Below are 25,815 nucleotides of genomic sequence, written 5' to 3'. Positions count from 1 at the left end.
AAAAAAACTGTAATTTAAAGGAGATAAATTATCATGGAAAAAATCTTTAAAGTAACTAGCGACTCAGGAATTCATGCACGTCCAGCAACTCTACTTGTAAACACTGCAAGCAAATTTGGTTCTGACATTAACTTAGAGTATAACGGAAAAAACGTTAACTTAAAATCAATCATGGGCGTTATGTCTTTAGGCATTCAACAAAACGCAGAAATTAAAATCACTGCAAATGGTGATGATGCAGCTCAAGCACTAGCAGCTATCGAAGAAACTATGAAAAACGAAGGATTAGGAGAATAATGACTCTTAATATTCAAGGGATCGCTGCATCAAGTGGGATTGCTATTGCAAAGGCTTTCAGACTTGAGAATCCTGAATTTAACATTGAAAAGAAATCAATTACAAACGAAGCTGCTGAAATTGCACGCTTAGACGCTGCGCTTGAGAAAGCAAAAACTGAATTAGAAGCAATTAAGGACCACGCTTTTGCTGAGCTGGGTGCTGATAAAGCTGCGATCTTTGAAGCACATTTATTAGTATTAAATGATCCAGAACTAGTAAACCCGGTAAAAGATAAAGTAAATAGCGAAAAAGTAAATGCTGAATTTGCAATGGATGAAGTTGCATCAATGTTTATTTCTATGTTTGAAAACATGGATAACGAATATATGAAAGAACGTGCTGCGGACATTCGTGACGTAACAAAACGCGTTCTTGCACATTTACTAGGAATTAACTTCTCAAACCCTGGTACAATTTCTGAAGAAGTAATCATTATTGCTGAAGATTTAACACCATCTGATACAGCTCAGTTAAACCGTAAGTATGCAAAAGGTTTCACGACTGATATCGGTGGACGTACATCTCACTCTGCAATTATGGCTCGTTCTATGGAAATTCCTGCAGTTGTTGGTACGAAAGTTGTTATGGAGAAAATCCAAAATGGCGATATCGTAATCATTGACGGTTTAGATGGAGAAGTAATTGTAAACCCATCGGAAGAAACTCTTCGTTCTTTTGAAGAAAAGAAAGCGAAATTTGAAGAGCAAAAAGCAATATGGGCAAAATTAAAAGACCAAGCTACTGTAACGAGCGATGGACATCACGTTGAGCTTGTTGCTAATATCGGAACACCAAATGATGTACAAGGTATTATCGATAATGGCGGAGAAGGCGTTGGTTTATACCGTACAGAATTCTTATACATGGGCCGTGACAATCTTCCAACAGAAGAAGAGCAGTTCGAGGCGTATAAAGCAGTTCTTGAAGGTGTAAAAGAAGGTCAACCTGTTGTTGTTCGTACACTTGACATCGGTGGAGATAAAGAGCTTCCATACTTACATTTACCAAAAGAAATGAACCCATTCTTAGGATACCGTGCAATTCGCTTATGTCTTGATGAGCAAGATGTGTTCCGTACACAACTTCGTGCATTACTTCGTGCTAGCGTATATGGTAACTTAAAAATTATGTTCCCAATGATTGCAACTCTTGATGAGTTCCGTCAAGCGAAAGCGATTTTATTAGAAGAGAAAGCAAAGCTTGTAGAAGCGGGTACAACTGTTTCTGATTCTATTGAAGTGGGTATGATGGTTGAAATTCCAGCTTCAGCAGTATTAGCAGATCAATTCGCAAAAGAAGTTGATTTCTTCTCTATCGGAACAAATGACTTAATCCAATACACAATGGCTGCAGACCGTATGAACGAACGTGTAGCTTACTTATATCAACCATATAACCCATCTATTTTACGTCTTGTAAAAATGGTTATCGATGCTGCTCATAAAGAGGGCAAATGGGCTGGTATGTGTGGTGAGATGGCGGGAGATTCACTTGCCATCCCATTATTATTAGGATTAGGCTTAGATGAGTTCAGTATGAGTGCAACATCTATCCTTCCTGCAAGAACACAACTAAGCAAGTTGTCAAAAGCAGAAATGGAAACATTAGCAGAAAAAGCATTAACAATGTCAACTGCTGAAGAAGTTGTTGAATTAGTTAAAAGCATATAATCAATAAAAAAACCTGAGTCGATTTGAAATCGGTCTCAGGTTTTTTCTATGAGAAAAGTAAATCTTATTTGCTTACTATCGAGGATAAGAGACAGAATTAGATAGCGATTGCAACGATATCAGTTGGGCATACACGTAAAATACCAGTAAAAGTATTTCGATTTTGATTGTTCTTATCGTCTTTATTGTTATCTTTGTCGTCTTTGTTATTACGAGCTAAAGCAGAGAAAAGAGCAACACCGTTAGCGAAACCTTCAAAAATTACATTGTTGAAAGTACCATTACCTCTAATGCTTAAAAGAGAAAGCTCTGTTCCAACTGAAATGCTAGCAAGTACGTTACATACAGCTGGTTGTTGTGGTTTTACCTCTCTCTCTTTCTCACGATGGTCGCGATGGTCACACTCTCTTTCACGATGATGACAGTCTCTAAAGTTATCACAGCATCCAAATGATCCAAACATAATCCTCATCACCCCCTTCACACTTATAATCTATGTAAGTTCGGTAGTTAGTGACTGGACAGAGCGTGGAATTTTTTCTAGGGTATTTTCTCATTTTAAAAGACTAGCTGGGTGTTTAGTACGGAATGATGTTTAAAATAGGGGAAATATCACAAAAAAGTGTAAAGACCACCAAAATGAATGAAATAGGTAGGCTTTACACTTTTTTACTTTTATATAAAACAATGATATATACTGGGAGAGCTAAGAGTAATGGTGCAATGGATCGTGCAGTATGTTTTTCTGTGTCTAATTGGAACGCTTCTTCTTTTGGGAATTGTAACACTGATATGTTTGCAGCATCGCCAATAAAATATAGAAGTAGTACAGTTACTATGTAACTTAAAAGTGCGATAAAGCTTCCGTATGAACTCAATGAAAATCCCTCTCTTGTTATCTATTTGTTATCATTGTATCATAATTGTAACAAAAATACACGGTTATATTTCGATACTTTAACAAATTTCGACACAAAACGTCATATTTATTTATGGAATTAACATAAACTGTACTGTTTATCTATCTGTAGATATCCAATAACACATTGTAATATTACGGATGTGTGACAGAGTATAAAAAAACGAAGGTAATGAAATTACCTTCGTTTTTACTATTTTGCCCATTCACTCACTTGCTCTACGCTCATTCGTGGTGCAGGGTGGCCTTTTAAAGTTGATTCACCAATTGTAATAAGCATAATTGGTACGTATCGAGATGAAACATTGAATTCTTCTGTAAGTGCTTGTGGATTGAAACCACCGATAGCGCAAGTGTCCCAGCCAGTTGCTTTAGCTGCAAGCATAAGTTGCATTGCTGCTAAAGATGCATTTGAAAAAGCAGCATCTCTTGGGAATTGTTCACGAGTATATGCAGATTCAATATTTTTAGCTAAACGCTCTTTTGCTTCTTCTTTCATAAAGCCTTGTTCAACAATTGGACCATAAACGGGTGCAACATTTTTATAAGCTTCTAAATCACCTAAAACAGCGACTACTGCAGAAGCATCGAGAATTTGTTGTTGGTTATAAGCAATTGGATGTAATCGTTTTTGTACATCTTCTCCTTGGAAAACAAGGAATTTCCAGTGTTGCAGGTTCCAAGCAGAAGGTGCTTGTGCAGCTGCTTTTAAAATTTCATGTAATTCTGTCGATGAAATTTCTTTGTCTGGGTTGAATGCACGTGTAGACGTGCGTTCATATAGAACGTTAAAAAAGTTATCGTTTGTCATTATATATCCTCCAAATTACATATCAAATTATTTAAAAATAAATGTAATATCTTCTACTTACATTTTGTAAGTTGTCGAGTTTAAGAATATAATATCTTTATTTTAATTGTCAAGTTTTAAAGAGTAAGCTAGGGCATTCATACAAACGATACAATTCCTATAATCATACACTAAAAAAGGAATTTATAGAGTGAAAAAGCGAAGATTACATTCTCAATTAGCTTGTTGCTATGTATCCCTCACGCATTAAAGTTTTTGGGAATAGCTATTTATAAAACGTTTGTGAGGAATTCTGTAGAACAAGATATATGAAGTGAGTGAAGACTAGTGATGAACATACTACATTTTTTATTAGAGAATACGGTTTTCCAAAATGTACTACAAGATCTTAAGTTAAATGTCCTTTATATAGAAAATGGATGCACACATCAACAAACGATTGAAAATATTCATCCCAAATGCATGTTTATAGCAAATAGTTTTGAAGAAGGAGAACTATTGTTTCATAAGACTAAACCGCATATTGTAATTATGTATGTAACAGATTTTTCTCAAATAAAATATATAAAGAATATGTATAATCCACATAGTACATTCATTGTCATTTGGGATCAACAAATAACAAATGAGTTTACAGAGGTGCTTACGTTAGGAATACGTAATATTGTGATAGCACCAGTAACTCCACAAGTAGTTTTAGAAGAAGTAAATAAAAGTTTGTATCAACTTTCTTTAGTGCGGCAAGTAAGTTTGCAACAAGAACTACTGCAGATGATGTTTGATTTTCACAATGATCTATTATTTATAGTAGAAGATGATGAGATTGTTGATTGTAATACGAATTTTTTAGAGTTTTTTGGATATGAAAATTTGTTTGATTATCGTGAGCAACATTTAGTGTTTGCCGAACATTTTATTAGAGAAAATGGATATTATTCGACGACTCATGATATAACATGGTTAGATGATACATTATCATATGATAGAAGAATTAAGATGTCTAATTATGAAGGAATTGTATCAACTTTTTTATTACGTGCGACGCCGTTACCAGAAGATTTATCGAGATTTATTGTAAAGTGTACAGAGATTACAGAATTAGATGAAATCTATCAAGAACAAGAAAGACTTGCCATGATAGATTCATTGACAGAGATTTATAATCGTTTGAAGTTCCAACAAATATTAGAGATAGAGTGGGATAATGTAATACGTAACGATGAAAAAATGGCAATTATATTATTTGATATAGATAATTTTAAAACAGTAAATGACACATATGGTCATGATTTTGGAGACTTAGCATTAATACAACTTGCAGAACTTATGAAGTCTAAAGTAGAGCAACAAAATGTATTTGCAAGATGGGGAGGAGAAGAATTTATTATATTAGTGACAAATACAGTAGAAAAAGAAGCATTTCAAGTTGCAGAATCATTGCGCTTTTTTATTGAAACAAAACAATTCTCTGGAATTTCGAAATTAACAGCGAGTTTTGGAGTAGCGTTATATGAGAAAGGAATTACAAGAGAAGAATTAATGCAGCGAGCGGACATTGCATTATATGAAGCGAAAAAAAATGGGAAAAATCAGGTATGTATATATAGAAAAGAAAAAATGTGATTTTTCGCAACTAATTGTTGCGATTTTTTTTTATTGCCTGATAATAGTAGTAGGGAGACCATATGTAATGAAGTAATTATGGAGGAACAATATGATAAAAAAAATAATAGTAGTTGCTTCACTATGTACTGTTGTTTGCGGCGGAGTATACTATGCTTTCTATGCTCCCAGTGTAATGGAACAAACAGTGTTAACTACTAATGTGGCCCCGGCTATTGGGTCAGAAGTGCAAGATAATATAGAAGAAAAAGAAGAGAGACAAATTGATTATGCTAGTATATCTCAAAAATTAGATCAATATTTAGTAGGAAAGCAATTTAATGGGACAGTTTTGGTGACTGATAAAGAGCGTGTTATATTGAATAAAGGATATGGATATGCTGATGTTCAAAATAAAATAGAAAATACACCTCAAACAAAATATCGTATCGGTTCTATTACGAAAACAGTAGTTGCTACATCTATTTTACAGCTACAAGAACAAGGGAAATTAAACATTCAGGAAAATGTAAATACATATATTCCTTCATTTCCAGCAGATAAAAATATCACTTTATATCATTTATTAACGCATACATCGGGTTTACCGGAAAGCGGCAAAGGAAAAGTGAATGCGGCTTCTCGTATAAACTTAGTAAATTGGATTGGAAGTCAAAAATTAGAGTTTCCACCAGGAGCAGGTTGGAGATATACAGATTATAATTATATGGTGCTTGCTTATATTATAGAAAGCATATCAAAAAAAACGTTAGGAGATTACATAAAAGAAAATATATTTATTAAAGCAGAAATGCACGAATCTGGTATGGGAAATATGGCTCCGGGAGATCAGCATTTTACTAAAGGGTACGTTAAGAAAGATAATGTACTTGAACCTGCACAAAAATTGTCAATGGATTGGTTATACGGTTGCGGCGAGATGTATACGACAGTTGGAGATATGAAGAAATTAGACGAAGCAATTATAAATGGGAAACTTCTTTCTGAACAAAGTATGCAAGCGATGTTTTCACCTTCAGAAGAACGGAAATATGCATTTAGTTTTTATATATACCCAGATTATTTTCATAATCATGGTGTACTATCTGGTTGGAACACTTTCAATAATTTTAATAAAGAAAAAGGGACTTTTGTTATTTTATTTTCAAATGTGAAAAATAGTATGGATGATGATTTTAATAATGAGTTTCGAAAGATGGTAAATGATTTATTAGAACAAAGGGGATGAGAATATGGAAAACAAAATTTTATCAATAGGTTTCATCGGTATTGGTGTAATGGGAAAAAGTATGGTTCGTCATTTAATGCAAGAAGGTCATAAAGTATATGTATATAATAGAACGAAAGCGAAGACAGATTCTTTAGTACAAGATGGTGCAAATTGGTGTGATACACCGAAAGAGTTAGTGAAGCAAGTAGATGTTGTAATGACTATGGTTGGATATCCACATGATGTTGAAGAAGTGTACTTTGGAAGTGAAGGGATTATAGAGAATGCAAATGAAGGCACGATAGCCATTGATTTTACGACATCTACACCAACATTGGCAAAACGTATAAATGAAGTTGGTAAAAGAAAGAATGTATTTACGTTAGATGCCCCAGTATCTGGAGGAGATGTTGGTGCTAAAGAAGCAAGACTTGCAATTATGGTCGGTGGAGAGAAAGACATATATGATAGATGTTTACCGTTATTTGAAAAACTAGGAACAAATATTCAGTTACAAGGACCAGCTGGGAGTGGACAACATACGAAAATGTGCAATCAAATTGCAATTGCATCCAACATGATTGGAGTATGTGAAGCTGTTGCTTACGCGAAAAAGGCTGGACTAAATCCAGATAAAGTATTAGAGAGTATTTCAACAGGTGCAGCAGGTAGTTGGTCATTAAATAATTTAGCTCCTCGAATGTTAAAAGGAGACTTTGAGCCAGGGTTTTACGTAAAGCATTTTATGAAAGATATGAAAATCGCTTTAGATGAGGCTGAAAAATTACAATTACCAGTACCAGGTTTAAGCTTGGCGAAAGAATTGTATGAAGAGTTAATTATGGATGGAGAAGAAAATAGCGGAACACAAGTGTTATATAAAAAGTATATAAGGGGGTAAATGAGATGGATCTCCAAAAGTTTGATGAGATGATTGATGCTGTGCAGCGAGCAACTTGTATACAAATCAATGAAAAACAAAAGGAAGCCTTTAAACAAAAATATGATTTTGAACCAAACTTTGAATATGGAAGAGATGAGAAAGGGCATTATGTCATTCGAACTTCAAAAAAGATGTTAGAAGAAATGGAGTTTTATTTGGCATTAAAATATGATCGTGATGGAGTGGATCTTTATATGCAAGCTGAGATTGACGATATATGTCATGTGTCTGTTAGCTATAGTGAAGATGCGTTACATCTACAAGAATTGTTTCAATTTCTAGAAGAAAATAAATAAAAGTCCTCATTTGAGGACTTTTATTTATTTAGGTAAATATATTTCATTTTTATAATTATAAGCTAGAAGCTCGACGGCACCGTTCAACCGGGAACGGGATAACTTGCGCCATGTGGTTAGCGCCAAATTGTTTTGAGCGAGCGTGGCGTAATATATAAAATGCGCACAGAATAGCAACAGGAATAGCGCCGTATAAACCAAAAAATAAAGCGCTTACACAAGAGGCGACAAAACCTAAAACACCAACTTCTAACTCTTCCATAATAGCTCCTAAAATAACAGGAATAGCTCCGCATAAAACTCCTAGTATAAGTGCGATAAGTAAACTCATGATTATCCCCCTCTGTTTGCAATATTATTTTCCTTCTTATTAGTTGTAGTATATCATATACAAAACAGAATTTTCAGAAAAAATCTAAAAAAAGTTCAACAAATGTTCAAAAAGGGTTGAGAAATACACTTGAAAAATCAAGTGGATAGATTGTTTCTTGGAAGAAGAGGAAAGATGCTTTGAATAAATAAAAAATCAGGCCTATTTCATTTTTGGAAATAAGCCTGTTCCATAGGAGGATGTATATATGTAGAGTGAATAAAAGGTTGGAAAAGGGGGTCCAAGTCCTTTTATTCAACTAGCTACCTTAATAGATTGGAACCCAGCCTTCAGTTGTAACAAAAATACGAATAGCTACAACTTGACGATCATCCTGCAAAGTAAAATAATGTCTTGCATTTTCAGGAACAGAGATTAGGTCGCCTGGCTCAAGTTCAACGTCAAAGAATTTTCCATCTTTGCCTTCAATAGCAAAGATGCCATGGCCACTGACAATAAAGCGAACTTCATCATCAGTATGATGGTGTTCTTTTTGGAAATTAATTAATAATTCGTCAAGGTTAGGTGTGCTACTTGAAAGTGAAATTACATCATGCGCTTTATAACCTCGGCGTGCTGAAACATCAGCGATTTCTTTTGAAAAAACAGTTAATATTTCAGCTTTGTTATCATCTGTTAACGAATAATTTTCATTTAAATGAGTAGGAAGTTTAGAAATATTCCATTTCTCATATAAAACGCCTTCCTCTTGTAGAAATTTTGATACTTCCACTTCATCCTCAATGCGAGTATTTACTTCATGAATACGAATTTGCGCCATTAGAAACGCCTCCTTGAATTGATAATAGTTTTATATGAAATTGGAATAAAAACTCATAAGCTTCTAATCTTTTCTTTGCATCAAAGCTATCTCGGCCCCATACAGTGATGCCGTGATTTCGAATTAATACTGCTCCCGAATCTCCTTGTATATGTTTTCGGAAGTTCTCCCCAAGTGTTGGGATATGAGCATGGTTTTCGATAATAGGAATGTGAATTGTTGCACCTTCCTCCCAAATATCAAGAGCTTTAATGATTTCTTGATTTTGAAGGGTGACTGTATCGCTATACAAATTTGTGATGACATTGTTATCCGTTGTATGAACATGAAGTACGCACCCGGCATTCGTATTGTTATAAATATGTGTATGCAATATTGTTTCTGCTGAAGGGCGTAATTCAGTCTCTAAAACGGGAACTCCTACATGATCTACTAATAGAAAATCATCTGGAGTGGTTTTTGTTTTATCTTTACCGCTTGCTGTAATAAGGAAAGTAAGCGGCTCATGACTAACTTTTATAGAAATATTGCCACTTGTTGCTGGAAACCAATTTCGAGTTGTTAATTCTTTTTTAATCTCGCTTAAGTCATACCATTGACGAAACAGTTGTTTCATGATTTCACCTCCAACAAATGTTTTAATTCAGCTTGAACATCGTGAAATGTTTCAAACGGTGTATAAACAATATGATTTTCTTTACACTTTGTAATAAGGAAATCGCGAGCGAATACTTTATCTGCTTGTTTCGCAGCTTGTAAATCAGTAATAGAATCTCCGATTACAATATGGAAATTATTTGTATCACTTAATTTGCGGATTAAAGATGATTTACATAATCCACAATGATTTTGACAGTGATGATCACAAGGGTTAGGCCACTTAACTGTAATGTATTCATTTGAAAAGTCTGTTTCATTACAGTAAATTTGCTCTTTTGGAATGATTCCTTGTAGGAGTGGATAGACGAAGAAATCCATTCCACCTGATACAACGTAAAAAGAAATATTATTTTCATTTACAAATTGTATAAATTCACGAAAGCCACTACGAATTTCGGCAGTTTCTTTTAAAAATTGAATTATATCATCGTGCAAATTAGTAGGTAGCAATTGAAATAATTGGGAAACACCTTCTTGAATAGAAAGCTCTTGTGATAAAATTCTTTGCTTTATTTCTTCTGCTTCTGGTGGTGCGAATTTTTCCATAATCGACATAATGTTATCGTTATTTGTAATCGTACCATCGAAATCACAAAATACTTGAATACTCATAATTTCACCTCATGAGAGGGATTTCCCCATATTTGTAGTGCGCTATGCAAATTTATTTCATCTACTTCATGGAGTGGTTTACCTTGCAAAGTAGCATCAATTGCAGTACGGAAAGCTTTTCCACCACCTTGCGCCCCATACGGATGCCCATGTATGCCGCCGCCCGCATTAATAACAACATCTTTACCGAAGTCTCGTAGAATAAAGGGAACGAAACCAGGATGAATGCCAGCAGATGGGACAGAGAAACTTTTCTTGAAAAACGCATCGTCTTCAGTTAAATAGTTTGAAATGTTGAAAGCATCTTCCTTTTCTAACGCAACACTTCCGTATGGAGACGGGAATAAAGAAAAATCAGCACCAGCATAACGTAGTAGCTTTCCAAGTAATAATGGAGATGAGACCCCATATAGCTTGGATGCTGAATAAGCACCACTTACAGCAGGGTGTGCCATAATAGGAACTGGGATTTCATCATCTTCTGCCAGTGATTGTAGTACATCTAGTCCGTAAGCAAATACATTAAATAATAGAATATCAGCACCAGCTTGCACTGCGCGTTTCGCATTTTCTTTTAAGTCGAAAGTTCGTCCTGTTAAATTTACGGCATATAATGTTTTATGGCCGTATGTTTCATATACGGATTGTAAAACTTCTTTTCCAGATACAATTCGCTTCGCAAGTGGTGTTAAGGAGTTCTCGAATAAAATTTCATCATCTTTTACGATATCCACACCACCAATTGCTTGATCGCGTAATTGAGTTTTTAAGTATCCAATATTTCGTCCAATCATTCCTTTGAAAATGCTCATTAAAAGGGGACGGTCATACACTTGTACAAGATTTCGAATACCATCTATACCGAATTTTGGACCAGGGAAGTGCTTTTTTAATTCGTCTGAAAACGTTAAGTCAATTAATTTCACTTCGCCATCAAGTGATAACTTTCCGAATGTAGTTGTTAAAATCGCTGGTAAATCTGGACTGAAATTTAATAATGGGTATTCGATTTTAATAATCCCACGTTTTACTTTTTTGCGTAGATACGAATTGATATGTTCTTGTTCTTCTAATTCCTCAATATGAATGACGTTGCCTTTATGTTGTTTTAATTGTTCTTGTAATAAATGTGGCAAATGAGTCCAAGAGCCAATTGTTAAACCGAGTGCAATTTGTTCAGCCTTTTTGTCTAAGTTAAGTGAATCGTCATGGATTAAATACGTCGCTATAATTCCGCTCATTGTTATAACCTCCTAGTTAAATAAAAAAACCTCTCAGCTAAGGAGAGGTTTTTTTACAACCAGCTCCTTATCTGTCAGCGTAATGCTGCGAGAATTAGCACCGTGTCTACAATTGTAGATCGGTTGCCGGGTTTCGTCGGGCTCGTCCCTCCACCTGCTCTTGATAAGAAGTATTTAGAAATGTTTAAATTTTTAAGATAACTGAATTTTGTCAGATATTTTTCATGTTGTCAACGACTTTTTGAAAAAATTTAATTTATCAATTCGATTAATTGCTTCTCGTAATCGTTCTTCTGTATGCAAGAGACCAACGCGGACGTATCCTTCACCGTGTTCACCAAATCCAACACCAGGAGCAACTGCAACGTGTGCTTTTTCTAGCAAAATATCAGAAAATTGCTCAGATGTATATCCTTCTGGTACAGGAAGCCATGCAAAGAAGGATCCGGTTGGGATGTCTACATTCCAACCGATAGAGTGACAAGCTGAAATAAGAGCATTTCTTCGAGATTCGTAACTATTTACAAGATCTACGACGCAAGATTGTGAACTTAATAGCGCTTCGCGGGCAGCGTCTTGAACTGCACCAAAAATACTAACATACATATGATCTTGCAATAGGTTAATTGTTTCGATGACACTTTCATTCCCTACGGCAAAAGCAATACGCCATCCAGCCATATTGAAAGTTTTGGATAATGTGTAAATTTCAATTCCTATATCTTTTGCACCGTCTGCTTGCAAGAAACTAACCGGTTTTTGACCATCAAATCCGATCGCACCGTAAGCAAAATCGTGAACGACTAATATATTATGTTTATTAGCAAAATGAATGGTTTCATCAAAGAAATCTTTTGATGCAGTAGCACCAGTAGGATTGTTTGGATAGTTTAAAAACATTAACTTTGCTTGTTTCGCAATAGCGTCATCAATTTTTGTATAATCTGGTAAAAATTTATTTTCGGCAATAAGCGGCATTGTTTCAAATTGCGCTTTTGCTAAAGCAACTCCGGATAAATAATCTGGATAGCCTGGATCGGGAACGAGAATCGTATCACCAGGGTTTGTAAAACACATTGGTAATTCTACTAATCCAGCTTTTCCACCAAACAAAATAGCAACTTCAGTTTTTGGATTTACTACTACATCATATTCACGTTGATAGAATGTTGCCACGGCTTCTTTTAAGCTTTCGTGTCCGCGAAATGGCGGATATTTATGATGAATGGTCTTTTCTGCAGCATGTTGTAAAGCTTTTACGATATGCTGCGGTGTTGGTTGATCTGGATTACCTTGACCTAGATTAATAACATCGTGACCAGCCGCAACGACTTTGTTAACTTTTGCAACAAGTGAAGCGAAAAATTGTGTTGGCAATGATGTTACTATCTCAGAAGGTTGAAATAATTTCATACTTTCCACCTCTTTTGAAAGTTGTTACAATTCTAGTGACAAATGATATAATCTTTCCAGTATTTTGTAAAGAGAAAATTAAGAATGGGGCTGAAAAAATGAAAGTCGCATGTATTCAAATGGATATTGTATTTGGAGATGTAGAAAAAAATATGGAGAACGCTAAAAATAAAATAAGCGAAGCGATGAAGGAAAGACCAGATGTTATCGTCTTACCAGAACTATGGACAACAGGATATGATTTAACGAGGCTTTCTGAAATTGCAGATAGGGATGGATTAGAAACGAAAGAAAAGTTGAAAGAATGGTCGAAGCAATATGGTGTACATATTGTTGGTGGTTCTATAGCAAAGCAAACAGAGCAAGGGGTTACCAATACAATGTATGTCGTAAACAACGAAGGAGATCTAGTCAATGAATATAGTAAAGTACATTTATTTCAGCTTATGGATGAACACAAATATTTAATAGCGGGTAATGAAACAGGTGAATTTAAACTAGATGATATCGAGTGCGCTGGCACAATTTGCTATGATATTCGTTTTCCAGAATGGATGCGCGTTCATACTGCTAAAGGGGCAAAAGTTTTATTCGTTGTAGCAGAATGGCCATTAGTTCGTTTAGCACATTGGCGTTTGCTATTGCAAGCAAGAGCAGTTGAAAATCAATGTTATGTTGTTGCATGCAATAGGTCAGGAAAGGATCCGAATAATGAGTTTGCAGGTCATTCTCTAATTGTGGATCCTTGGGGTGAAGTCGTGGTAGAGGCAAATAAAGAGGAATCCATTTTATTTGGAGAACTTACATTCGAGAAGATTAAAGAGGTACGTAAAGGAATTCCAGTTTTTGCAGATCGCCGTCCAGAACTATACAAATAAAATATTGACAAGTGATTTTTATTCTTGGTATAGTTTTCAACATAAAGTTAAAAATTCTAAAAAATCATATAACTCTTATCAAGAGCAGGTGGAGGGATTTGGCCCGATGAAGCCCAGCAACCGACCGTAATACCATTGTGAAATGGGGCGTTTATGACGCCAAAAGGCACGGTGCTAATTCCAGCAGAAAATAAAATTTCTGGCAGATAAGAGGGGAGAAGATAAACTTCAAACCTCTTTCTTAGTGGAAAGAGGTTTTTCTGCGTTAGAAAAACCTCTGAATTTAAAAAGGAGGAAAAGACGATGGGATATTATTCATTAACAGAAGTAACAGCTGTACAATATGCGAAAGAACATGGATATTTTGACAAGAAGGCGAAAGTAGTTTGTCATGAAATAGGAGATGGAAATTTAAATTACGTGTTCAAATTAGTTGATGGAGAGAGATCAATTATAATAAAACAAGCACTTCCATATGCGAAAGTAGTTGGTGAGAGCTGGCCGTTGTCTATAAAAAGAGCGACGATTGAAAGCAAGGCATTACAAATTTTCGCGAAGTATGTACCAGATTATGTTCCGGTAGTGTACAGTCATGATGAAGAGTTAGCAGTTACAGTAATAGAAGACTTATCAAGACTAACAATTACAAGAAAAGGATTAATAGATGGAGAAGGATATCCACTTTTATCCCAGCATATCGGTCGTTTTCTAGCACATGTTTTATTTTATACTTCAGATTTCGGTTTACAGTCAGAAGAGAAAAGGGTGCTAGAAGGTACATTTGTAAATCCAGACCTTAGTAAAATTACAGAAGATTTAGTTTTTACGGATCCGTTTGGACATTACGATACGAATGATTATGAGTCAGATTTACAGTCAGTGATTGATGAACTTTGGAGTGACAAAATTTTAAAACTAAAAGTAGCACAATATAAATATAAGTTTTTAACGAGAAAAGAAGCGCTTATTCATGGTGATTTACATACTGGTAGTATTTTTTCATCACCTTCTGAAACGAAAGTGATTGATCCAGAATTTGCAACGTACGGTCCATTTGGCTTTGATATCGGTCAATTTATTGCAAATCTATTATTAAATGCTTTATCGAGAGAAGAAGAAAAGAGAAGTGTACTATTTTTCCATATAGAAAAGACATGGAGTTATTTTGTAGAAACTTTTACGAAGTTATGGATTGGAGAAGGTGTAGAAGCATATACGAAAGAAAAACAATGGTTACCAATTATTTTGCAAAATATCTTTACTGATGCCGTCGGATTTGCCGGATGTGAACTGATTCGTAGAACAATTGGTTTAGCTCATGTAGCGGATTTAGATGAAATAGCAAATAAAGAAAGAAGAATTCAAGCTAAGAAGCAAGCGCTGTACTTAGGAAAAGAACTAATAAAATATGAATCTAAGTGTGCTGATATTCAACTGTTTCGAACATTATTTCAACAGACAGTTTCAGGAGGCATAAAAGCATGAGTACATTTGTAACTGTTCCGAGGTCTGTAAGTTGGAAAGGTGATGCAATTGCGGTATTAAATCAAACAAAGTTGCCGCATAGTACAGAATATAAAACGTTGACGACTATTGAAGAGGTATGGAAAAGTATTGTAATGCTAGAAGTACGCGGAGCACCCGCAATTGGAATTGTAGCAGCATTTGGTTTGGCGCTTGCATCAAAAAAATATAACACGATACATATTGAAGAATTTCAGAAGATATTTAATAGAGATTGTAACTATTTAGGGACATCACGACCGACGGCAGTGAATTTGTTTTGGGCAATTGATCGTATGAGAGAATCTATTCGAGAGATTACTACAATAAAAGAAGCGCAAAAAACATTAGAAGAAGAAGCGCTTCGCATTCAGCAGGAAGATGAAGAGGTATGCCGGAGTATTGGAGAACATGCGTTAACATGCTTTACAGACGGTGATAACATTTTAACAATTTGTAATGCCGGAAGTATTGCAACTGCAAGGTATGGTACTGCATTAGCGCCGTTTTATATCGGGAAAGAAAAAGGTGTACACTTACATGCGTATGCATGTGAAACGAGACCGGTTTTACAAGGTGGCCGTTTAACGACATGGGAGTTAAAGCAAGCGGGTATTGATGTGACGCTTATTACAGATAATACGGCAGCTCATGCAATTCGTACGAAAGAAATTGATGCAATTATCGTAGGGGCAGATCGAATTGTCACAAATGGAGATACGGCAAATAAAATCGGAACAATGAATTTAGCTATATTAGCAAAGTATTTCGAAATTCCATTTTACGTTGCAGCTCCGTTATCTACGTTTGATATTACGAAACAAACAGGTACCGAAATTGTTATTGAAGAAAGAGATGAAACAGAAGTTACGAAAATTTTTGGCAAACAAGTGGCACCGATTGGTACAGATGTTTATAATCCTGCATTTGACGTAACACCGCATGAATTAATTACAGGTATTATTACTGAGAAAGGTATTATACGTGGAGATTATGAGCGAGAAATTTCATCATTATTTGAAAAACAAGCTAATACATAATAGCTTGTTTTTTTATGCCTAAATGTGCCTTTTCCCCTTATTTATATAATGAAAGGAGGAGAGAAGGATGGAAGAGTGGATCGGGATGATAGGTAATGTAGGCTTTCCAATTGTTGTAACATTATATTTACTCCATCGGATTGAAAGTAAATTAGATGGGATAACTGTTGCGATAGAGAAACTGCCACAGCAATTACTAAAGTACGATGATCCTCGTGATAAAAAATAAAGTTTGCTCTTCGTGAGCAAACTTTATTTTTTTATCACGCATTAACTGCCCGTAAAAGCCCGATTGGTGAGGGCTACGAATCAGTGGGGGATGAAGCCCCACTGATTAAAGTTTCACTTTATTGAGCAATATAACCACCATCGATAACGACAGCTTGACCAGTTATGCCTTTTGCTTTTTCACTCGCTAAAAACATAGCATAATCAGCAATTTCTTGTACTTGTAATAAACGTTTTTGTGGTACAAGTGGATAAATGACATCTTCTAAAACATTTTCAAGCGGTACATTTCGTGTAGTAGCTAAGTCTTGTAGTTGATTACGTACAAGAGGGGTATCGACATAACCAGGGCAAAGTGCATTAACAGTAATTCCATGGGTAGCACCTTCTAATGCGGCAACTTTTGTTAGTCCAATTACGCCATGCTTTGCGCTATTGTAGGCAGCTTTTCCGGCGAATCCGACAAGGCCATTAATAGAAGCGACGTTAATAATCCGGCCGTATTTTTGTTTTTTCATAATAGGAAAAGCGTGTTTGATGGCGATAAATGGAGCGATTTGCATAATTTTAATAAGAAGCTCGAATTTCTCAGTTGGAAAATCTTCAATCGGTGAAACATGTTGCATTCCTGCATTGTTAATTAATACGTCTAATGAACCGAAATGACTAACTGTTTGAGAAAGCGCTGCTGTAATTTCTTCTTCAGATGTAACGTCACATTTTAAACCGATAGCTTGAAAGCCTTCTTTTTGTAATTGTTCAGCAGCTTCTTTCGCACGATCTTCAAGGCGATCAGTAATAACAACTTTTGCGCCTTCTTTTGCAAAGGTATTCCCCATTTCATAACCAATACCACTCGCAGCACCTGTTAAAAAGACAACTCGATTTGTAACCATGATGAAAAACACTCCTTCATAATAAAAGTTCCCTCATTGCTCTATTTAGAGGGGGAACTACGAAATTCCTGCAAACATTTGGAAAAAATCCGTTAGCTATCTTGTAAAACAAGATAGTGGGAGGATTTCAATTATGTCGACAAGTCAAATGCTGAAAGGGATTTTAGAAGGATGCTTACTTGCTATTATTTCTGAAGGTGAAATATACGGTTATGAAATGAGTGAAAAGCTAGCGAAGTATGGTTTTACAATGGCGAGTGAGGGAAGTATTTATCCGTTGTTAATACGGATGCAAAAAGAGGGGCTAATATCAAGTGTAATGAAGGAATCTCCATCTGGTCCAAAAAGGAAGTATTATACGTTAACAGAAAAGGGAGAAGATGAACTGGATGAATTTATGGGTCGCTGGGAATCGATGCAAAGTAGTGTAGAACGTCTACTTGAAGGGAAGGGAAGAAATGCTATCAAGTGAAGCGCAAAAGTTTTTGTTAGATATGAGATTGTTTTTGACCGCAAAGAGTGTGGAAGAAAGCGATATGGAAAGCTTTTTAGAAGATGCAGAGTTGCATTTAATAGAAGGTGAGAGTGACGGGAAAAGTGTAGAAGAAATTTTTGGAAGTTCGACGAAAGAATATGCTAATGAACTTGTAAAAGTGATGGAAAGAGATAGACAGGAAACGTGGAAGTAAATTGGTTTTACAGTAATGAATATCGTAGCATTTTGGATTATTGCTTCTATTTTAATAGTGAATAACGGAAAGTTACAAATTTCACTTATTCAGTGCATTGGTTATAGTTTCACATTAATGTTAGCTGTGTTAGGCCCTAATTTTTTGCTTCGTAAAATGACCTTTGTAACAAGCTTTACAAAAACGTGGTTTTCTATGTGGTCTTTAGTCATGATCGCTCCAATGTTTTTATTAGGAGCTGTTACGATATTAGATGTAATATATCCTACAAAGATGGTTACATTCACCCAAATGCAAAGTTATATGTTAGCTGGTGGGATCTTTATCATGACAGTAGCTATAAACATGTATTTTGAAGGATGGTTTAAAAACTTATATTTAATTATTCCTCTTTCTATTATGTTAGTATTTCAAGCATTTACATCAGAAGATCTCATGTCAATGTTATTTCAGATTATATGCTTATACGGAAGTTTATTTATTTTAATTTTCGTTGAAATTATGATGAAGACGAATAGAAGAGAAACGGTTAATTAAGGAAGGGGAGAATGAGATGCTTTCACATGAGTCACGAAATTTTTTGGCGGAGATAGGTGCCTATTTAACAGCAAAAGGGATAAGTGAAAAAGATATTGAATCCTTTTTAGAAGATGCGGAATTGCATTTAACAGAAGGGGAGAAAAGGGGCAAGAGTGTAGGAGACATATTTGGTAATTCGCCGAAGGAATATGCCAATCAACTTGCAAAAGAGATGCAAGTTGATTATAAACGTAATATTGGATGGCTAGTTACAGCTATTATGAGCATACTATGTTATTGGACTATTCCAGATCTTTTATTTCGAAAGCTAAACGAACCATATACAGTCTCTTTAATCGGGGTAATTGGATATCCAATTATCATAGTTTTAATGATTGTGGGAGGAATTTTGTTTTTAAGAGGTGCTAGTTTTCAAAGTAGTATTTTGAAAAAGAGTTTACTGCTATTTGGAGCCGTAATGCTTACTTATTTACCAGTATTAATAATGCTTTTTAAGGATTGGTACAGTTTTCCTTTCTATGAAATTCCTCAAATAGGAAGATATTTAATTGGAGGAGTTATACTAGTAGTGACAACAATTGTAAATGTTCGGTCTCTTGGGTGGAGTGGTTTATTTGTATTAGGAATCCCTATTTTTATAATAGTGATGGTTGAAAAACTAGTAATTTAATAAGAAGTTCTAGAAATAGAAGAGGATTAGCAATTATAGGAATCTATACAGATTTGGCAAAAAGGTACATGATGACTATTTTAATACTTTATTAGATGACACATCAGGATATATTTTGTTCTTCGGGTTAATAGGAAAAAGGCTGCTCTGGATATGCAAAAAATTATTTCCAAAGAAATATTATATAGGGATTTTTAGAGGGATTACATTTACGTTTAGTTGTCTATTTTTATTTCTAGCAGCCGGGACTTGGTTTGTTGATTAAATAAGTTGTTTTAAACAGTAATAAGATTGTTACTGTTTTTTTCTTTGTAATAAAGAGCTTTGTAAAGAGAGTTCTTTTTGTTCGTTTGTTAATAAGGAATGAATATGGACGTTTTCTGGGCGGGGGACTACAGGGTACATCAGATTTGATGGAGAAGGGTGGTGTTCCGAGCCAGTTGGAGAATGAGGATCTGCATGTGTAAGTTTTCCGTGAACCCGCCTTGTGAATAAAATATGGCCAATTTCGTGAGCGAGCGTATATATATTTTTCATAGGAGCGGCTGAATTTGTTAAAACGATATAACCAGTAAGTTGTTGTTGTTTAGCTAAAGAGTAAGCACAGGCAATTACTGCTGTTTCTTTAAAATAATCACTGCCAATATAACAAATATAAAGATCACATTCTGGAGCTTCATTTACACACGTTTGGAAAAAGGATGCTAATTTTTCCTGACTTTGAATAGAATTTTTATAACTAATTTCACGGTCTGAAAAACGAAAAAGCTCATTTAATACAATTACTTCTTGAATTTGAAATGTAATGGGGTGCCAAATTGATTCTGCGACTGCTAAATCTTTTGCGATACGGTCTTCAGAAATGTTGGCGCCTGGCGTAATGCAAATACATATATTGACGTATGGATCCATAGGGAACACCTCAAATGAAAAAATTCTTCCTATAATATATGTGAGAAAAAGGTGCTATGTATGGATAAACGCCTTGTTTATTACATGAATATATAGACTACAAGTCGAAAAAATTTCATAGTTCTATAACGTAGTATGGTCATCTTTTTGATATAGTAAAGGAAAGGGGGAGAATATATGTATACATTAAAAATCGTTTCAGACAGAGAAGCTCTTTATCAATTTGCGAGTTATGTAAAAGTTGTGCAAGGGGTTGAAGATGTATATGTAGAGGTGGGAGAACCTGTATATGAACATCCATTAATGAAGTTTTACGTACATATTAAGCTGGGGGAAACATATGATCAACATAAAGCGTTACAAGAAATAGCAAGATTAGTAGAATTGGGGCGTTTTACATACGTTCATTATCGTAATGATGAAATTGAAGAAGCTTTTGAAGCTGTAAAATATGAAAGTTTTAAGAAATAAAGTGAAAAAAGGGAGCGAAAGCTTCCTTTTTTTCTTGAAATTTACATCAACAAAATGAGAAAAATTTTGTTATGATAAGGGAGGGTGAGGAAAGGAGAGTTTACATATTGGGGTATATTGAAGAGTTACGTAAAGTCGTTGGTACAAGGCCACTTATTTTAGTAGGATCAGCAATTATTATATTAAATGATAGGCAAGAAGTATTGCTTCAATATCGTTCAGACACATATGATTGGGGTGTACCTGGCGGAGCGATGGAGCTAGGAGAAACGACAGAAGAAACTGCTCGCAGAGAACTATTTGAAGAGACGGGACTAAACGCGAAAATTATGCAATTTATCGGGGTTCTTTCGGGAAAAGAAGTGTACTTCCAATATCCAAATGGAGATGAAATTTTTAATGTCATTCATCTGTATCAGGGGCATCATGTGAGTGGGGAAGTTAAGCTTGATCATGAAGGAGTACAGCTTCAATATTTTCCGGTAGATAAGTTACCGAATTTGAATAAAACAACAGAGAAGATTTTACAAAAATTCCTATACGCATTAACAGAATAGAAGGTTAATTCCTTCTATTTTTATTATATTAAATATTTTGATTTTTTAGTATGTTTATAGTATGATAGTTGTAGATATACATCTTATGGAATTTCACCTAAAAACTGACTAGGGTACATAAGAGAGGGGCAAGTACAAAATGCATAATGTTGTCATTACAGCTGCAGTTCGTTCACCAATAGGAACTTTCGGAGGAGCACTAAAAAATATAACACCAGTAGAATTAGCTGTTCCTGTACTTCAGGAAGCTGTAAAACGAGGCGGGGTAGAACCACATGAAGTTGATGAAGTAATTTTAGGTCATTGTATTCAAAGAACTGATGAAGCAAATACGGCGAGAACGGCTGCATTAGCGGCAGGATTTCCTGACACAGTTACGGGCTATACAATCCAACGCCAATGTTCTTCAGGTATGCAAGCAATTATGTCAGCTGCAATGCAAATTCAATTAGGTGTGAGTGATGTTGTTATTGCAGGTGGAGTAGAAGCGATGAGTTCGAGCCCTTATGCATTGAAACAGCACCGCTGGGGACAACGTCTACAGCACGGAGAAATTCGTGATACGGTGTGGGAAGTGCTAGAAGATCCGATTCATCATATTATGATGGGTGAAACAGCGGAAAATTTAGTTGAACAATATGAAATTACAAGAGAGGAACAAGATGAAGTTGCGCTTCGCAGTCATACATTGGCACTACAAGCAATCGAGTCTGGATACTTTGACGATCAAATTGTTCCTATTACAATAAAAGAGCGTAGAAAAGAAATTGTATTTTCTAAGGATGAACATCCGCGTGCAGATATTACAGCGGAAAAATTAGCTGGATTAAAACCAGCTTTCCGTAAAGATGGATCTGTAACGGCAGGGAATGCATCTGGTCTTAATGACGGAAGTGCAGTTCTAGTATTAATGAGTGAAGAAAAAGCGAAAGAAAAAGGCTTACAACCGTTAGCTAGAATTGTTGGCTATTCAGTAGCTGGAGTAGATCCTAAAATTATGGGAATTGGACCAGCACCAGCAATTCGTAAAGGATTAGAAAAAGTAGATTGGTCATTAGAAGATGCAGATTTACTTGAAATTAATGAAGCTTTCGCTGCGCAATACCTAGCTGTAGAGAAAGAATTAGGTTTAGACCGTGAAAAAGTGAATGTAAACGGTAGTGGTGTAGGACTTGGACACCCAATCGGTTGTACAGGAGCTCGTATCACTGTAAGTTTAATTCATGAATTAAAAAGACGTGGATTAGAAAAAGGAATTGCCTCTTTATGCGTCGGTGGCGGTATCGGGGTTGCCTTATTTATAGAAGCATTATAAAAAAGAAGCAGCGTTTGCTGCTTCTTTTTTACGACTCAAATAGATGATGGAATAATCGATCGCGATTTTCAAAGAAAAGTTTCGTCGTTTGATAATGCTCCGTTTCTTCTAAAGATGATTCGTGAATCCCCTCTTGTGTTAAAGAATATATAGTAGATTCAGGATAAGCCATTAATATAGGGGAATGCGTGGCAATAACAAATTGTGAACCTTGTTCAGCTAGTTCGTGCATTCGAATGAGCATGGAAAGTTGTCTCATCGGGGATAAAGCTGCCTCAGGCTCATCTAAAATGTATAAACCTTGTCCTGAAAAACGGTTCATAAATAAGGAGAAAAATGATTCGCCATGTGATTGTTTGTGTAGTGAGATACCACCATATGAGTCAATAACTGGATTTCCGCGTGCTTCTGGATCAGCATCCATTTCATCGATATAAGAAGCGACGTTATAAAATGATTCAGCGCGAAGAAAGAAACCATCGCTTGGTGTATTGAAACTTTTGGAAATTCGAAGATATTCATGTAAAGATGAATGTGAATTATTTGTGCTAAAACGGAAATTCTTCGTTCCACCTTCAGCATTAAAACCTAAAGCAATTGCAATTGCTTCAAGTAGTGTTGATTTACCTGTTCCGTTTTCTCCAATAATGAATGTTACATTTGGATGGAAAAGGAGCGATTGTAATGTTCGAATAGCGGGTAAACAGTAAGGATATGCGGAAAAGCTAGGGATATCTTCTTTTTTTAATGTGACACTTTTTAAAAAGGGTACGTCAATCAATATATAAACCTCAATTCATAACGGATTTTGATTTAAAAAAAGCAAAAAATACAAGTGTAAGACGACTTGCTAATAAAGTGCGCCAAAACCGAGATTTTCTCAGCCGAACGTCATTCTCTGCAATATAAAAATGGAAAGAACGCTTATAAAGCCAACGAGAGCAGGCGTATATTTTATAATTTTTAAGTTCTTCCATAGAAAAAAGAAAAGTGTTAATGACATGAGAACTCCCATTTTATTTTCTGAATATTTCATGAGGATTATAACATGGAAACTATGATATTCCAATGTGAAAATAAACATTGCATGAAGGTCAATTCTCTCGTTATGATAGATGATATTCTATTGGAAATATGAAAAGGAGTTAAAATATGCCGTTTACATTTGCGCATCCAGCAGCTGTTCTCCCTTTTTCTAAAAAGCAGGTTAATTATATTTCAGTAACGGCTCTTATAATAGGTAGTATGGCACCTGACTTTGAATATTTTTTACACTTTAGACCGTATGGCGTGATTGGACATACGTGGCTTGGGTTCTTATATTTAAATTTACCTCTTGTCTTTCTATTAGCATACATATATCATTACATTTTAAAAAAGCCGTGTATAACACATTTACCTAAACCATTTGCTGGCTACTATACATATGCAGTAGATGAGAGGTGGGGACTTCATACATGGAAGGATTTCTTTGTATTTTGCTATTCTGCTTTATTTGGTATGCTCACGCATGTTGTTTGGGATGCGTTTACTCATAATACAGGCTACTTCGTTATGGAAATACCATTGTTACAAAGAGAATTACATAGTATTCCGGTGTATAAATATATGCAACATGGGAGTACATGTGTTGGTTTATTATTACTATTACACGTACTATGGAAGTATAAAGATGAAACAGGGAAAGATATTATTATAGCTTCAGAAAAAAGGAAGTATTGGGTTTCGGCAATCATTGTGGCAACTATTATATTTATCGTTCACGCGTTCGTAAATCCCTATTTTCATATTTTCCAAATAGGGGGTATAATAGTATCTGGACTGACAAGTTCGTTTTGTGGACTTCTTATTGTTTCTATAGTTTACAAGACTAGGGACTAATTTATTTTAATGAATTGATAGTGTTAGGAGAAATTAAATGATGAAAGCATGGAAAAGTATTTTTGTTTTATGTAGTTTTCTTCTTATGTTAAGTGGTTGCTTCCATCAAGAAGAAAAGAAAGCTGAACCGAAGAAGAAAGAATCTATTCCTGAAACAAAAGAATATGGTGGGCGTGAGCTAAAAAAAATTGGGCAAAGAGTGAAAGAAACAGGATGGGGTACTTTCAAGTTAGAGCAGATACATTCTGTGAATCAAACATTTGAAGTAGCACCAATGAAAATTCATGTACAAGATGTGAAAGTAATCTCTTTATCACAAATGAGTGAAGACGCAAAAAATACATTAAAAGCATATACGGCATTAACTCCTGACGAAGTAAAGCGTAGATTGGGCGATAAGGTAAGTCAAGAAGATGCTGAATTATATGCATCGCTAAGTGGAACAGAGATTAGTGATACGATTCGTTACGTTGAAATTACATATAAGGTGGAAAATAGCGGGAATAAAAATATGCAATTTTTCTCTATGAATGATGTTACGATTAATGATAAGCAACATTTTAAAGTAGCGACTCAAAACTTTTTATATGATGAAGATACGCTCGTTGGTACGAAAAATGTATCAAGAGAAGATTATAAGCCTGGTGAAACAAGAGATGGAATTATCGGTTTAATACTTGATGATGGAAAAGAAAAGGTAAAGGATATTAAATTTACAACGGATGATTTAATGGCAGGAGACACAGAAACACAAGAAACTGTTAAAGAATCACAAAGTTTTAACATTTCACTTTCTGAGTAATATGTTTTTAAAATGATATAAGGAAAAACAGTCAGCATTCTATATATTATGCTGACTGTTTTTTTATTTCTTTTATGTATGAATCTACATTTTGAAAAGGCACTTTAATTTTAAACGCATCTTTTTGTTCATTAAATTGTTTTTCATTATAGGGACCGAAACGTTTATTGTGCTTTACGTCAATAATCCAATAATGTTCACTTTTTTTATTTGCAATTGCTGCGTCAGGGTTATTTGGATCTGACTTTTCCTCTGTTTGTTTTACAATAATGTATTTATCATCCCAAGCGATGTCTGTAATTTTGGCAGGGATGTATTGTGTGGCATATACAGCATCTTGCGTAGGGAACAGTTCAAATGCATTTCCAGAAGTACGTATGAGTTCGTATTCATCGTTAATCGTATAAGATACATGGTTTGTATTTCCTGTACAAGCAGTTAATAGGACGGCGACGAATAGGATTATCCATTTTTTCAATATGGGAACCTCCTTTACAATGCTGTTGTAACACATTGTACAAGAAAAGTAAGAGAAACGCCAGTTT

Annotated in this window: 30 protein-coding genes, 3 pseudogenes and 2 riboswitches; of the genes and pseudogenes, 19 read left to right on the top strand and 14 right to left on the bottom strand. The window is 35.2% G+C overall.

Annotation, left to right across the window (positions count from 1 at the left end; translation table 11 throughout):
- The first annotated feature begins 33 nt into the window (after nucleotides 1–33).
- Together ptsH and ptsP are read left to right on the top strand one after the other, a co-directional pair.
- Entirely contained in the window at nucleotides 34–297 is a 264-nt protein-coding gene (gene ptsH / locus ACS2MN_RS13820) for a phosphocarrier protein HPr (protein WP_000411080.1), read from the top strand.
- Nucleotides 297–2,009: a phosphoenolpyruvate--protein phosphotransferase gene (gene ptsP / locus ACS2MN_RS13815; RefSeq protein ID WP_000174209.1), complete on the top strand. Its 1,713-nt coding sequence runs from the start codon at nucleotides 297–299 to the stop codon at nucleotides 2,007–2,009. Before ptsH ends, ptsP begins: the two co-directional genes overlap by 1 nt.
- Nucleotides 2,010–2,106: 97 nt before the next feature.
- Here the strand turns inward: ptsP and ACS2MN_RS13810 are convergent, their stop codons facing one another.
- The 3 genes from ACS2MN_RS13810 to ACS2MN_RS13800 all read right to left on the bottom strand — a co-directional run bounded on the left by ACS2MN_RS13810 (nucleotide 2,107) and on the right by ACS2MN_RS13800 (nucleotide 3,739).
- On the bottom strand, nucleotides 2,107–2,472 hold the full coding sequence (locus tag ACS2MN_RS13810; RefSeq protein ID WP_000468033.1) for a DUF3915 domain-containing protein: 366 nt from the start codon (nucleotides 2,470–2,472) through the stop codon (nucleotides 2,107–2,109).
- A gap of 196 nt (nucleotides 2,473–2,668) precedes the next feature.
- Nucleotides 2,669–2,887: a hypothetical protein gene (locus ACS2MN_RS13805; protein WP_088055227.1), complete on the bottom strand. Its 219-nt coding sequence runs from the start codon at nucleotides 2,885–2,887 to the stop codon at nucleotides 2,669–2,671.
- Nucleotides 2,888–3,121: 234 nt separating this feature from the next.
- A complete protein-coding gene (locus ACS2MN_RS13800; protein ID WP_000180373.1) occupies nucleotides 3,122–3,739 on the bottom strand; it encodes a nitroreductase family protein in 618 nt (205 codons plus the stop codon).
- A 330-nt stretch (nucleotides 3,740–4,069) separates the two neighbouring features.
- On the opposite strand from ACS2MN_RS13800, the gene ACS2MN_RS13795 reads away from it, so the two are divergent.
- The 4 genes from ACS2MN_RS13795 to ACS2MN_RS13780 all read left to right on the top strand — a co-directional run bounded on the left by ACS2MN_RS13795 (nucleotide 4,070) and on the right by ACS2MN_RS13780 (nucleotide 7,811).
- Entirely contained in the window at nucleotides 4,070–5,362 is a 1,293-nt protein-coding gene (locus tag ACS2MN_RS13795) for a GGDEF domain-containing protein (protein ID WP_142285940.1), read from the top strand.
- Nucleotides 5,363–5,453: 91 nt separating this feature from the next.
- Nucleotides 5,454–6,590, top strand: a complete 1,137-nt coding sequence (locus ACS2MN_RS13790) for a serine hydrolase domain-containing protein (RefSeq protein WP_000591852.1) — start codon at nucleotides 5,454–5,456, stop codon at nucleotides 6,588–6,590.
- A gap of 4 nt (nucleotides 6,591–6,594) precedes the next feature.
- Nucleotides 6,595–7,473, top strand: coding sequence for an NAD(P)-dependent oxidoreductase (locus ACS2MN_RS13785; protein ID WP_000428222.1), 879 nt, complete (start codon nucleotides 6,595–6,597; stop codon nucleotides 7,471–7,473).
- Between the two features lie 5 nt (nucleotides 7,474–7,478).
- On the top strand, nucleotides 7,479–7,811 hold the full coding sequence (locus ACS2MN_RS13780; protein WP_000365606.1) for a DUF3909 family protein: 333 nt from the start codon (nucleotides 7,479–7,481) through the stop codon (nucleotides 7,809–7,811).
- A gap of 55 nt (nucleotides 7,812–7,866) precedes the next feature.
- Here ACS2MN_RS13780 and ACS2MN_RS13775 read toward each other — a convergent pair whose 3' ends face one another.
- From ACS2MN_RS13775 to ACS2MN_RS13750, 6 genes are all read right to left on the bottom strand, one after another.
- Nucleotides 7,867–8,142, bottom strand: a complete 276-nt coding sequence (locus tag ACS2MN_RS13775) for a hypothetical protein (RefSeq protein ID WP_000054649.1) — start codon at nucleotides 8,140–8,142, stop codon at nucleotides 7,867–7,869.
- 307 nt (nucleotides 8,143–8,449) lie between these two features.
- Entirely contained in the window at nucleotides 8,450–8,962 is a 513-nt protein-coding gene (locus ACS2MN_RS13770; protein WP_098709233.1) for a 1,2-dihydroxy-3-keto-5-methylthiopentene dioxygenase, read from the bottom strand.
- Nucleotides 8,940–9,578 (bottom strand): methylthioribulose 1-phosphate dehydratase, encoded by a 639-nt coding sequence (locus tag ACS2MN_RS13765; RefSeq protein ID WP_098709234.1) that lies wholly within the window; start codon nucleotides 9,576–9,578, stop codon nucleotides 8,940–8,942. The genes ACS2MN_RS13770 and ACS2MN_RS13765 overlap by 23 nt, the downstream gene beginning before the upstream one ends.
- On the bottom strand, nucleotides 9,575–10,234 hold the full coding sequence (locus tag ACS2MN_RS13760) for a 2-hydroxy-3-keto-5-methylthiopentenyl-1-phosphate phosphatase (RefSeq protein WP_000027451.1): 660 nt from the start codon (nucleotides 10,232–10,234) through the stop codon (nucleotides 9,575–9,577). Before ACS2MN_RS13760 ends, ACS2MN_RS13765 begins: the two co-directional genes overlap by 4 nt.
- Nucleotides 10,231–11,475 carry a 2,3-diketo-5-methylthiopentyl-1-phosphate enolase gene (mtnW, locus tag ACS2MN_RS13755; protein ID WP_000014212.1) on the bottom strand — a complete coding sequence of 415 codons (1,245 nt, stop codon included), beginning with the start codon at nucleotides 11,473–11,475 and terminating at the stop codon, nucleotides 10,231–10,233. The genes ACS2MN_RS13760 and mtnW overlap by 4 nt, the downstream gene beginning before the upstream one ends.
- 64 nt (nucleotides 11,476–11,539) lie before the next feature.
- Nucleotides 11,540–11,645: riboswitch (SAM riboswitch) on the bottom strand.
- 52 nt (nucleotides 11,646–11,697) lie between these two features.
- Complete coding sequence (locus tag ACS2MN_RS13750; protein WP_000765540.1) at nucleotides 11,698–12,888, bottom strand: pyridoxal phosphate-dependent aminotransferase; 1,191 nt, start codon at nucleotides 12,886–12,888, stop codon at nucleotides 11,698–11,700.
- A 14-nt stretch (nucleotides 12,889–12,902) separates the two neighbouring features.
- On the opposite strand from ACS2MN_RS13750, the gene ACS2MN_RS13745 reads away from it, so the two are divergent.
- The 4 genes from ACS2MN_RS13745 to ACS2MN_RS13730 all read left to right on the top strand — a co-directional run bounded on the left by ACS2MN_RS13745 (nucleotide 12,903) and on the right by ACS2MN_RS13730 (nucleotide 16,538).
- Nucleotides 12,903–13,766: a carbon-nitrogen family hydrolase gene (locus ACS2MN_RS13745; RefSeq protein WP_033661364.1), complete on the top strand. Its 864-nt coding sequence runs from the start codon at nucleotides 12,903–12,905 to the stop codon at nucleotides 13,764–13,766.
- Nucleotides 13,767–13,838: 72 nt separating this feature from the next.
- Nucleotides 13,839–13,979: riboswitch (SAM riboswitch) on the top strand.
- A gap of 90 nt (nucleotides 13,980–14,069) precedes the next feature.
- A complete protein-coding gene (mtnK, locus tag ACS2MN_RS13740; RefSeq protein WP_098709235.1) occupies nucleotides 14,070–15,251 on the top strand; it encodes an S-methyl-5-thioribose kinase in 1,182 nt (393 codons plus the stop codon).
- The gene (mtnA, locus tag ACS2MN_RS13735) at nucleotides 15,248–16,309 is read left to right on the top strand and encodes an S-methyl-5-thioribose-1-phosphate isomerase (protein WP_000103029.1); all 1,062 of its coding nucleotides are present in this window, start codon (nucleotides 15,248–15,250) and stop codon (nucleotides 16,307–16,309) included. Before mtnK ends, mtnA begins: the two co-directional genes overlap by 4 nt.
- 67 nt (nucleotides 16,310–16,376) lie before the next feature.
- Nucleotides 16,377–16,538, top strand: a complete 162-nt coding sequence (locus ACS2MN_RS13730; protein ID WP_000393323.1) for a YvrJ family protein — start codon at nucleotides 16,377–16,379, stop codon at nucleotides 16,536–16,538.
- A gap of 118 nt (nucleotides 16,539–16,656) precedes the next feature.
- Here the strand turns inward: ACS2MN_RS13730 and ACS2MN_RS13725 are convergent, their stop codons facing one another.
- The gene (locus ACS2MN_RS13725) at nucleotides 16,657–17,433 is read right to left on the bottom strand and encodes a 3-hydroxybutyrate dehydrogenase (protein ID WP_000258446.1); all 777 of its coding nucleotides are present in this window, start codon (nucleotides 17,431–17,433) and stop codon (nucleotides 16,657–16,659) included.
- A gap of 133 nt (nucleotides 17,434–17,566) precedes the next feature.
- On the opposite strand from ACS2MN_RS13725, the gene ACS2MN_RS13720 reads away from it, so the two are divergent.
- The 4 genes and pseudogenes from ACS2MN_RS13720 (at nucleotide 17,567) to ACS2MN_RS13705 (ending at nucleotide 19,597) form a co-directional block, all read left to right on the top strand.
- Nucleotides 17,567–17,905 (top strand): PadR family transcriptional regulator, encoded by a 339-nt coding sequence (locus tag ACS2MN_RS13720; protein WP_000107975.1) that lies wholly within the window; start codon nucleotides 17,567–17,569, stop codon nucleotides 17,903–17,905.
- Nucleotides 17,892–18,659: pseudogene (locus ACS2MN_RS13715) on the top strand (DUF1129 domain-containing protein). Before ACS2MN_RS13720 ends, ACS2MN_RS13715 begins: the two are co-directional and overlap by 14 nt.
- Nucleotides 18,660–18,675: 16 nt before the next feature.
- On the top strand, nucleotides 18,676–19,332 hold the full coding sequence (locus tag ACS2MN_RS13710; RefSeq protein ID WP_000948567.1) for a DUF1129 domain-containing protein: 657 nt from the start codon (nucleotides 18,676–18,678) through the stop codon (nucleotides 19,330–19,332).
- A pseudogene (locus ACS2MN_RS13705) lies at nucleotides 19,332–19,597 on the top strand (DNA-binding protein). Before ACS2MN_RS13710 ends, ACS2MN_RS13705 begins: the two are co-directional and overlap by 1 nt.
- 29 nt (nucleotides 19,598–19,626) lie before the next feature.
- Here the strand turns inward: ACS2MN_RS13705 and ACS2MN_RS13700 are convergent.
- Nucleotides 19,627–20,244, bottom strand: coding sequence for an ImmA/IrrE family metallo-endopeptidase (locus ACS2MN_RS13700; protein ID WP_000371631.1), 618 nt, complete (start codon nucleotides 20,242–20,244; stop codon nucleotides 19,627–19,629).
- A gap of 177 nt (nucleotides 20,245–20,421) precedes the next feature.
- Between ACS2MN_RS13700 and ACS2MN_RS13695 the strand changes: the two genes are divergently transcribed.
- The 3 genes from ACS2MN_RS13695 to ACS2MN_RS13685 all read left to right on the top strand — a co-directional run bounded on the left by ACS2MN_RS13695 (nucleotide 20,422) and on the right by ACS2MN_RS13685 (nucleotide 22,587).
- The gene (locus ACS2MN_RS13695; protein ID WP_000288323.1) at nucleotides 20,422–20,715 is read left to right on the top strand and encodes a DUF3928 family protein; all 294 of its coding nucleotides are present in this window, start codon (nucleotides 20,422–20,424) and stop codon (nucleotides 20,713–20,715) included.
- 107 nt (nucleotides 20,716–20,822) lie between these two features.
- Nucleotides 20,823–21,272, top strand: coding sequence for an NUDIX hydrolase (locus ACS2MN_RS13690; protein ID WP_224992975.1), 450 nt, complete (start codon nucleotides 20,823–20,825; stop codon nucleotides 21,270–21,272).
- A 139-nt stretch (nucleotides 21,273–21,411) separates the two neighbouring features.
- Nucleotides 21,412–22,587 (top strand): acetyl-CoA C-acetyltransferase, encoded by a 1,176-nt coding sequence (locus ACS2MN_RS13685; RefSeq protein ID WP_000552062.1) that lies wholly within the window; start codon nucleotides 21,412–21,414, stop codon nucleotides 22,585–22,587.
- A gap of 28 nt (nucleotides 22,588–22,615) precedes the next feature.
- On the opposite strand, the gene ACS2MN_RS13680 is transcribed toward ACS2MN_RS13685, so the two are convergent.
- On the bottom strand, nucleotides 22,616–23,368 hold the full coding sequence (locus tag ACS2MN_RS13680) for an AAA family ATPase (protein WP_000567990.1): 753 nt from the start codon (nucleotides 23,366–23,368) through the stop codon (nucleotides 22,616–22,618).
- Nucleotides 23,369–23,378: 10 nt separating this feature from the next.
- Nucleotides 23,379–23,623, bottom strand: a pseudogene (locus ACS2MN_RS13675) (hypothetical protein).
- Between the two features lie 116 nt (nucleotides 23,624–23,739).
- Here ACS2MN_RS13675 and ACS2MN_RS13670 point away from each other — a divergent pair.
- Nucleotides 23,740–24,468 (top strand): DUF4184 family protein, encoded by a 729-nt coding sequence (locus ACS2MN_RS13670; RefSeq protein WP_001116884.1) that lies wholly within the window; start codon nucleotides 23,740–23,742, stop codon nucleotides 24,466–24,468.
- A gap of 37 nt (nucleotides 24,469–24,505) precedes the next feature.
- Nucleotides 24,506–25,270, top strand: coding sequence for a hypothetical protein (locus ACS2MN_RS13665; RefSeq protein ID WP_087949717.1), 765 nt, complete (start codon nucleotides 24,506–24,508; stop codon nucleotides 25,268–25,270).
- 46 nt (nucleotides 25,271–25,316) lie between these two features.
- Here the strand turns inward: ACS2MN_RS13665 and ACS2MN_RS13660 are convergent, their stop codons facing one another.
- Entirely contained in the window at nucleotides 25,317–25,748 is a 432-nt protein-coding gene (locus ACS2MN_RS13660) for a DUF3997 domain-containing protein (protein WP_000758796.1), read from the bottom strand.
- Nucleotides 25,749–25,815 lie beyond the last annotated feature (67 nt).

It is taken from the genome of Bacillus cereus group sp. BceL062, from assembly GCF_051780025.1.
Taxonomy (GTDB): domain Bacteria; phylum Bacillota; class Bacilli; order Bacillales; family Bacillaceae_G; genus Bacillus_A; species Bacillus_A toyonensis.
The sequence above is the reverse complement of the archived record's forward strand: the minus strand, read 5'-3'. Positions and strand labels throughout refer to the sequence as shown.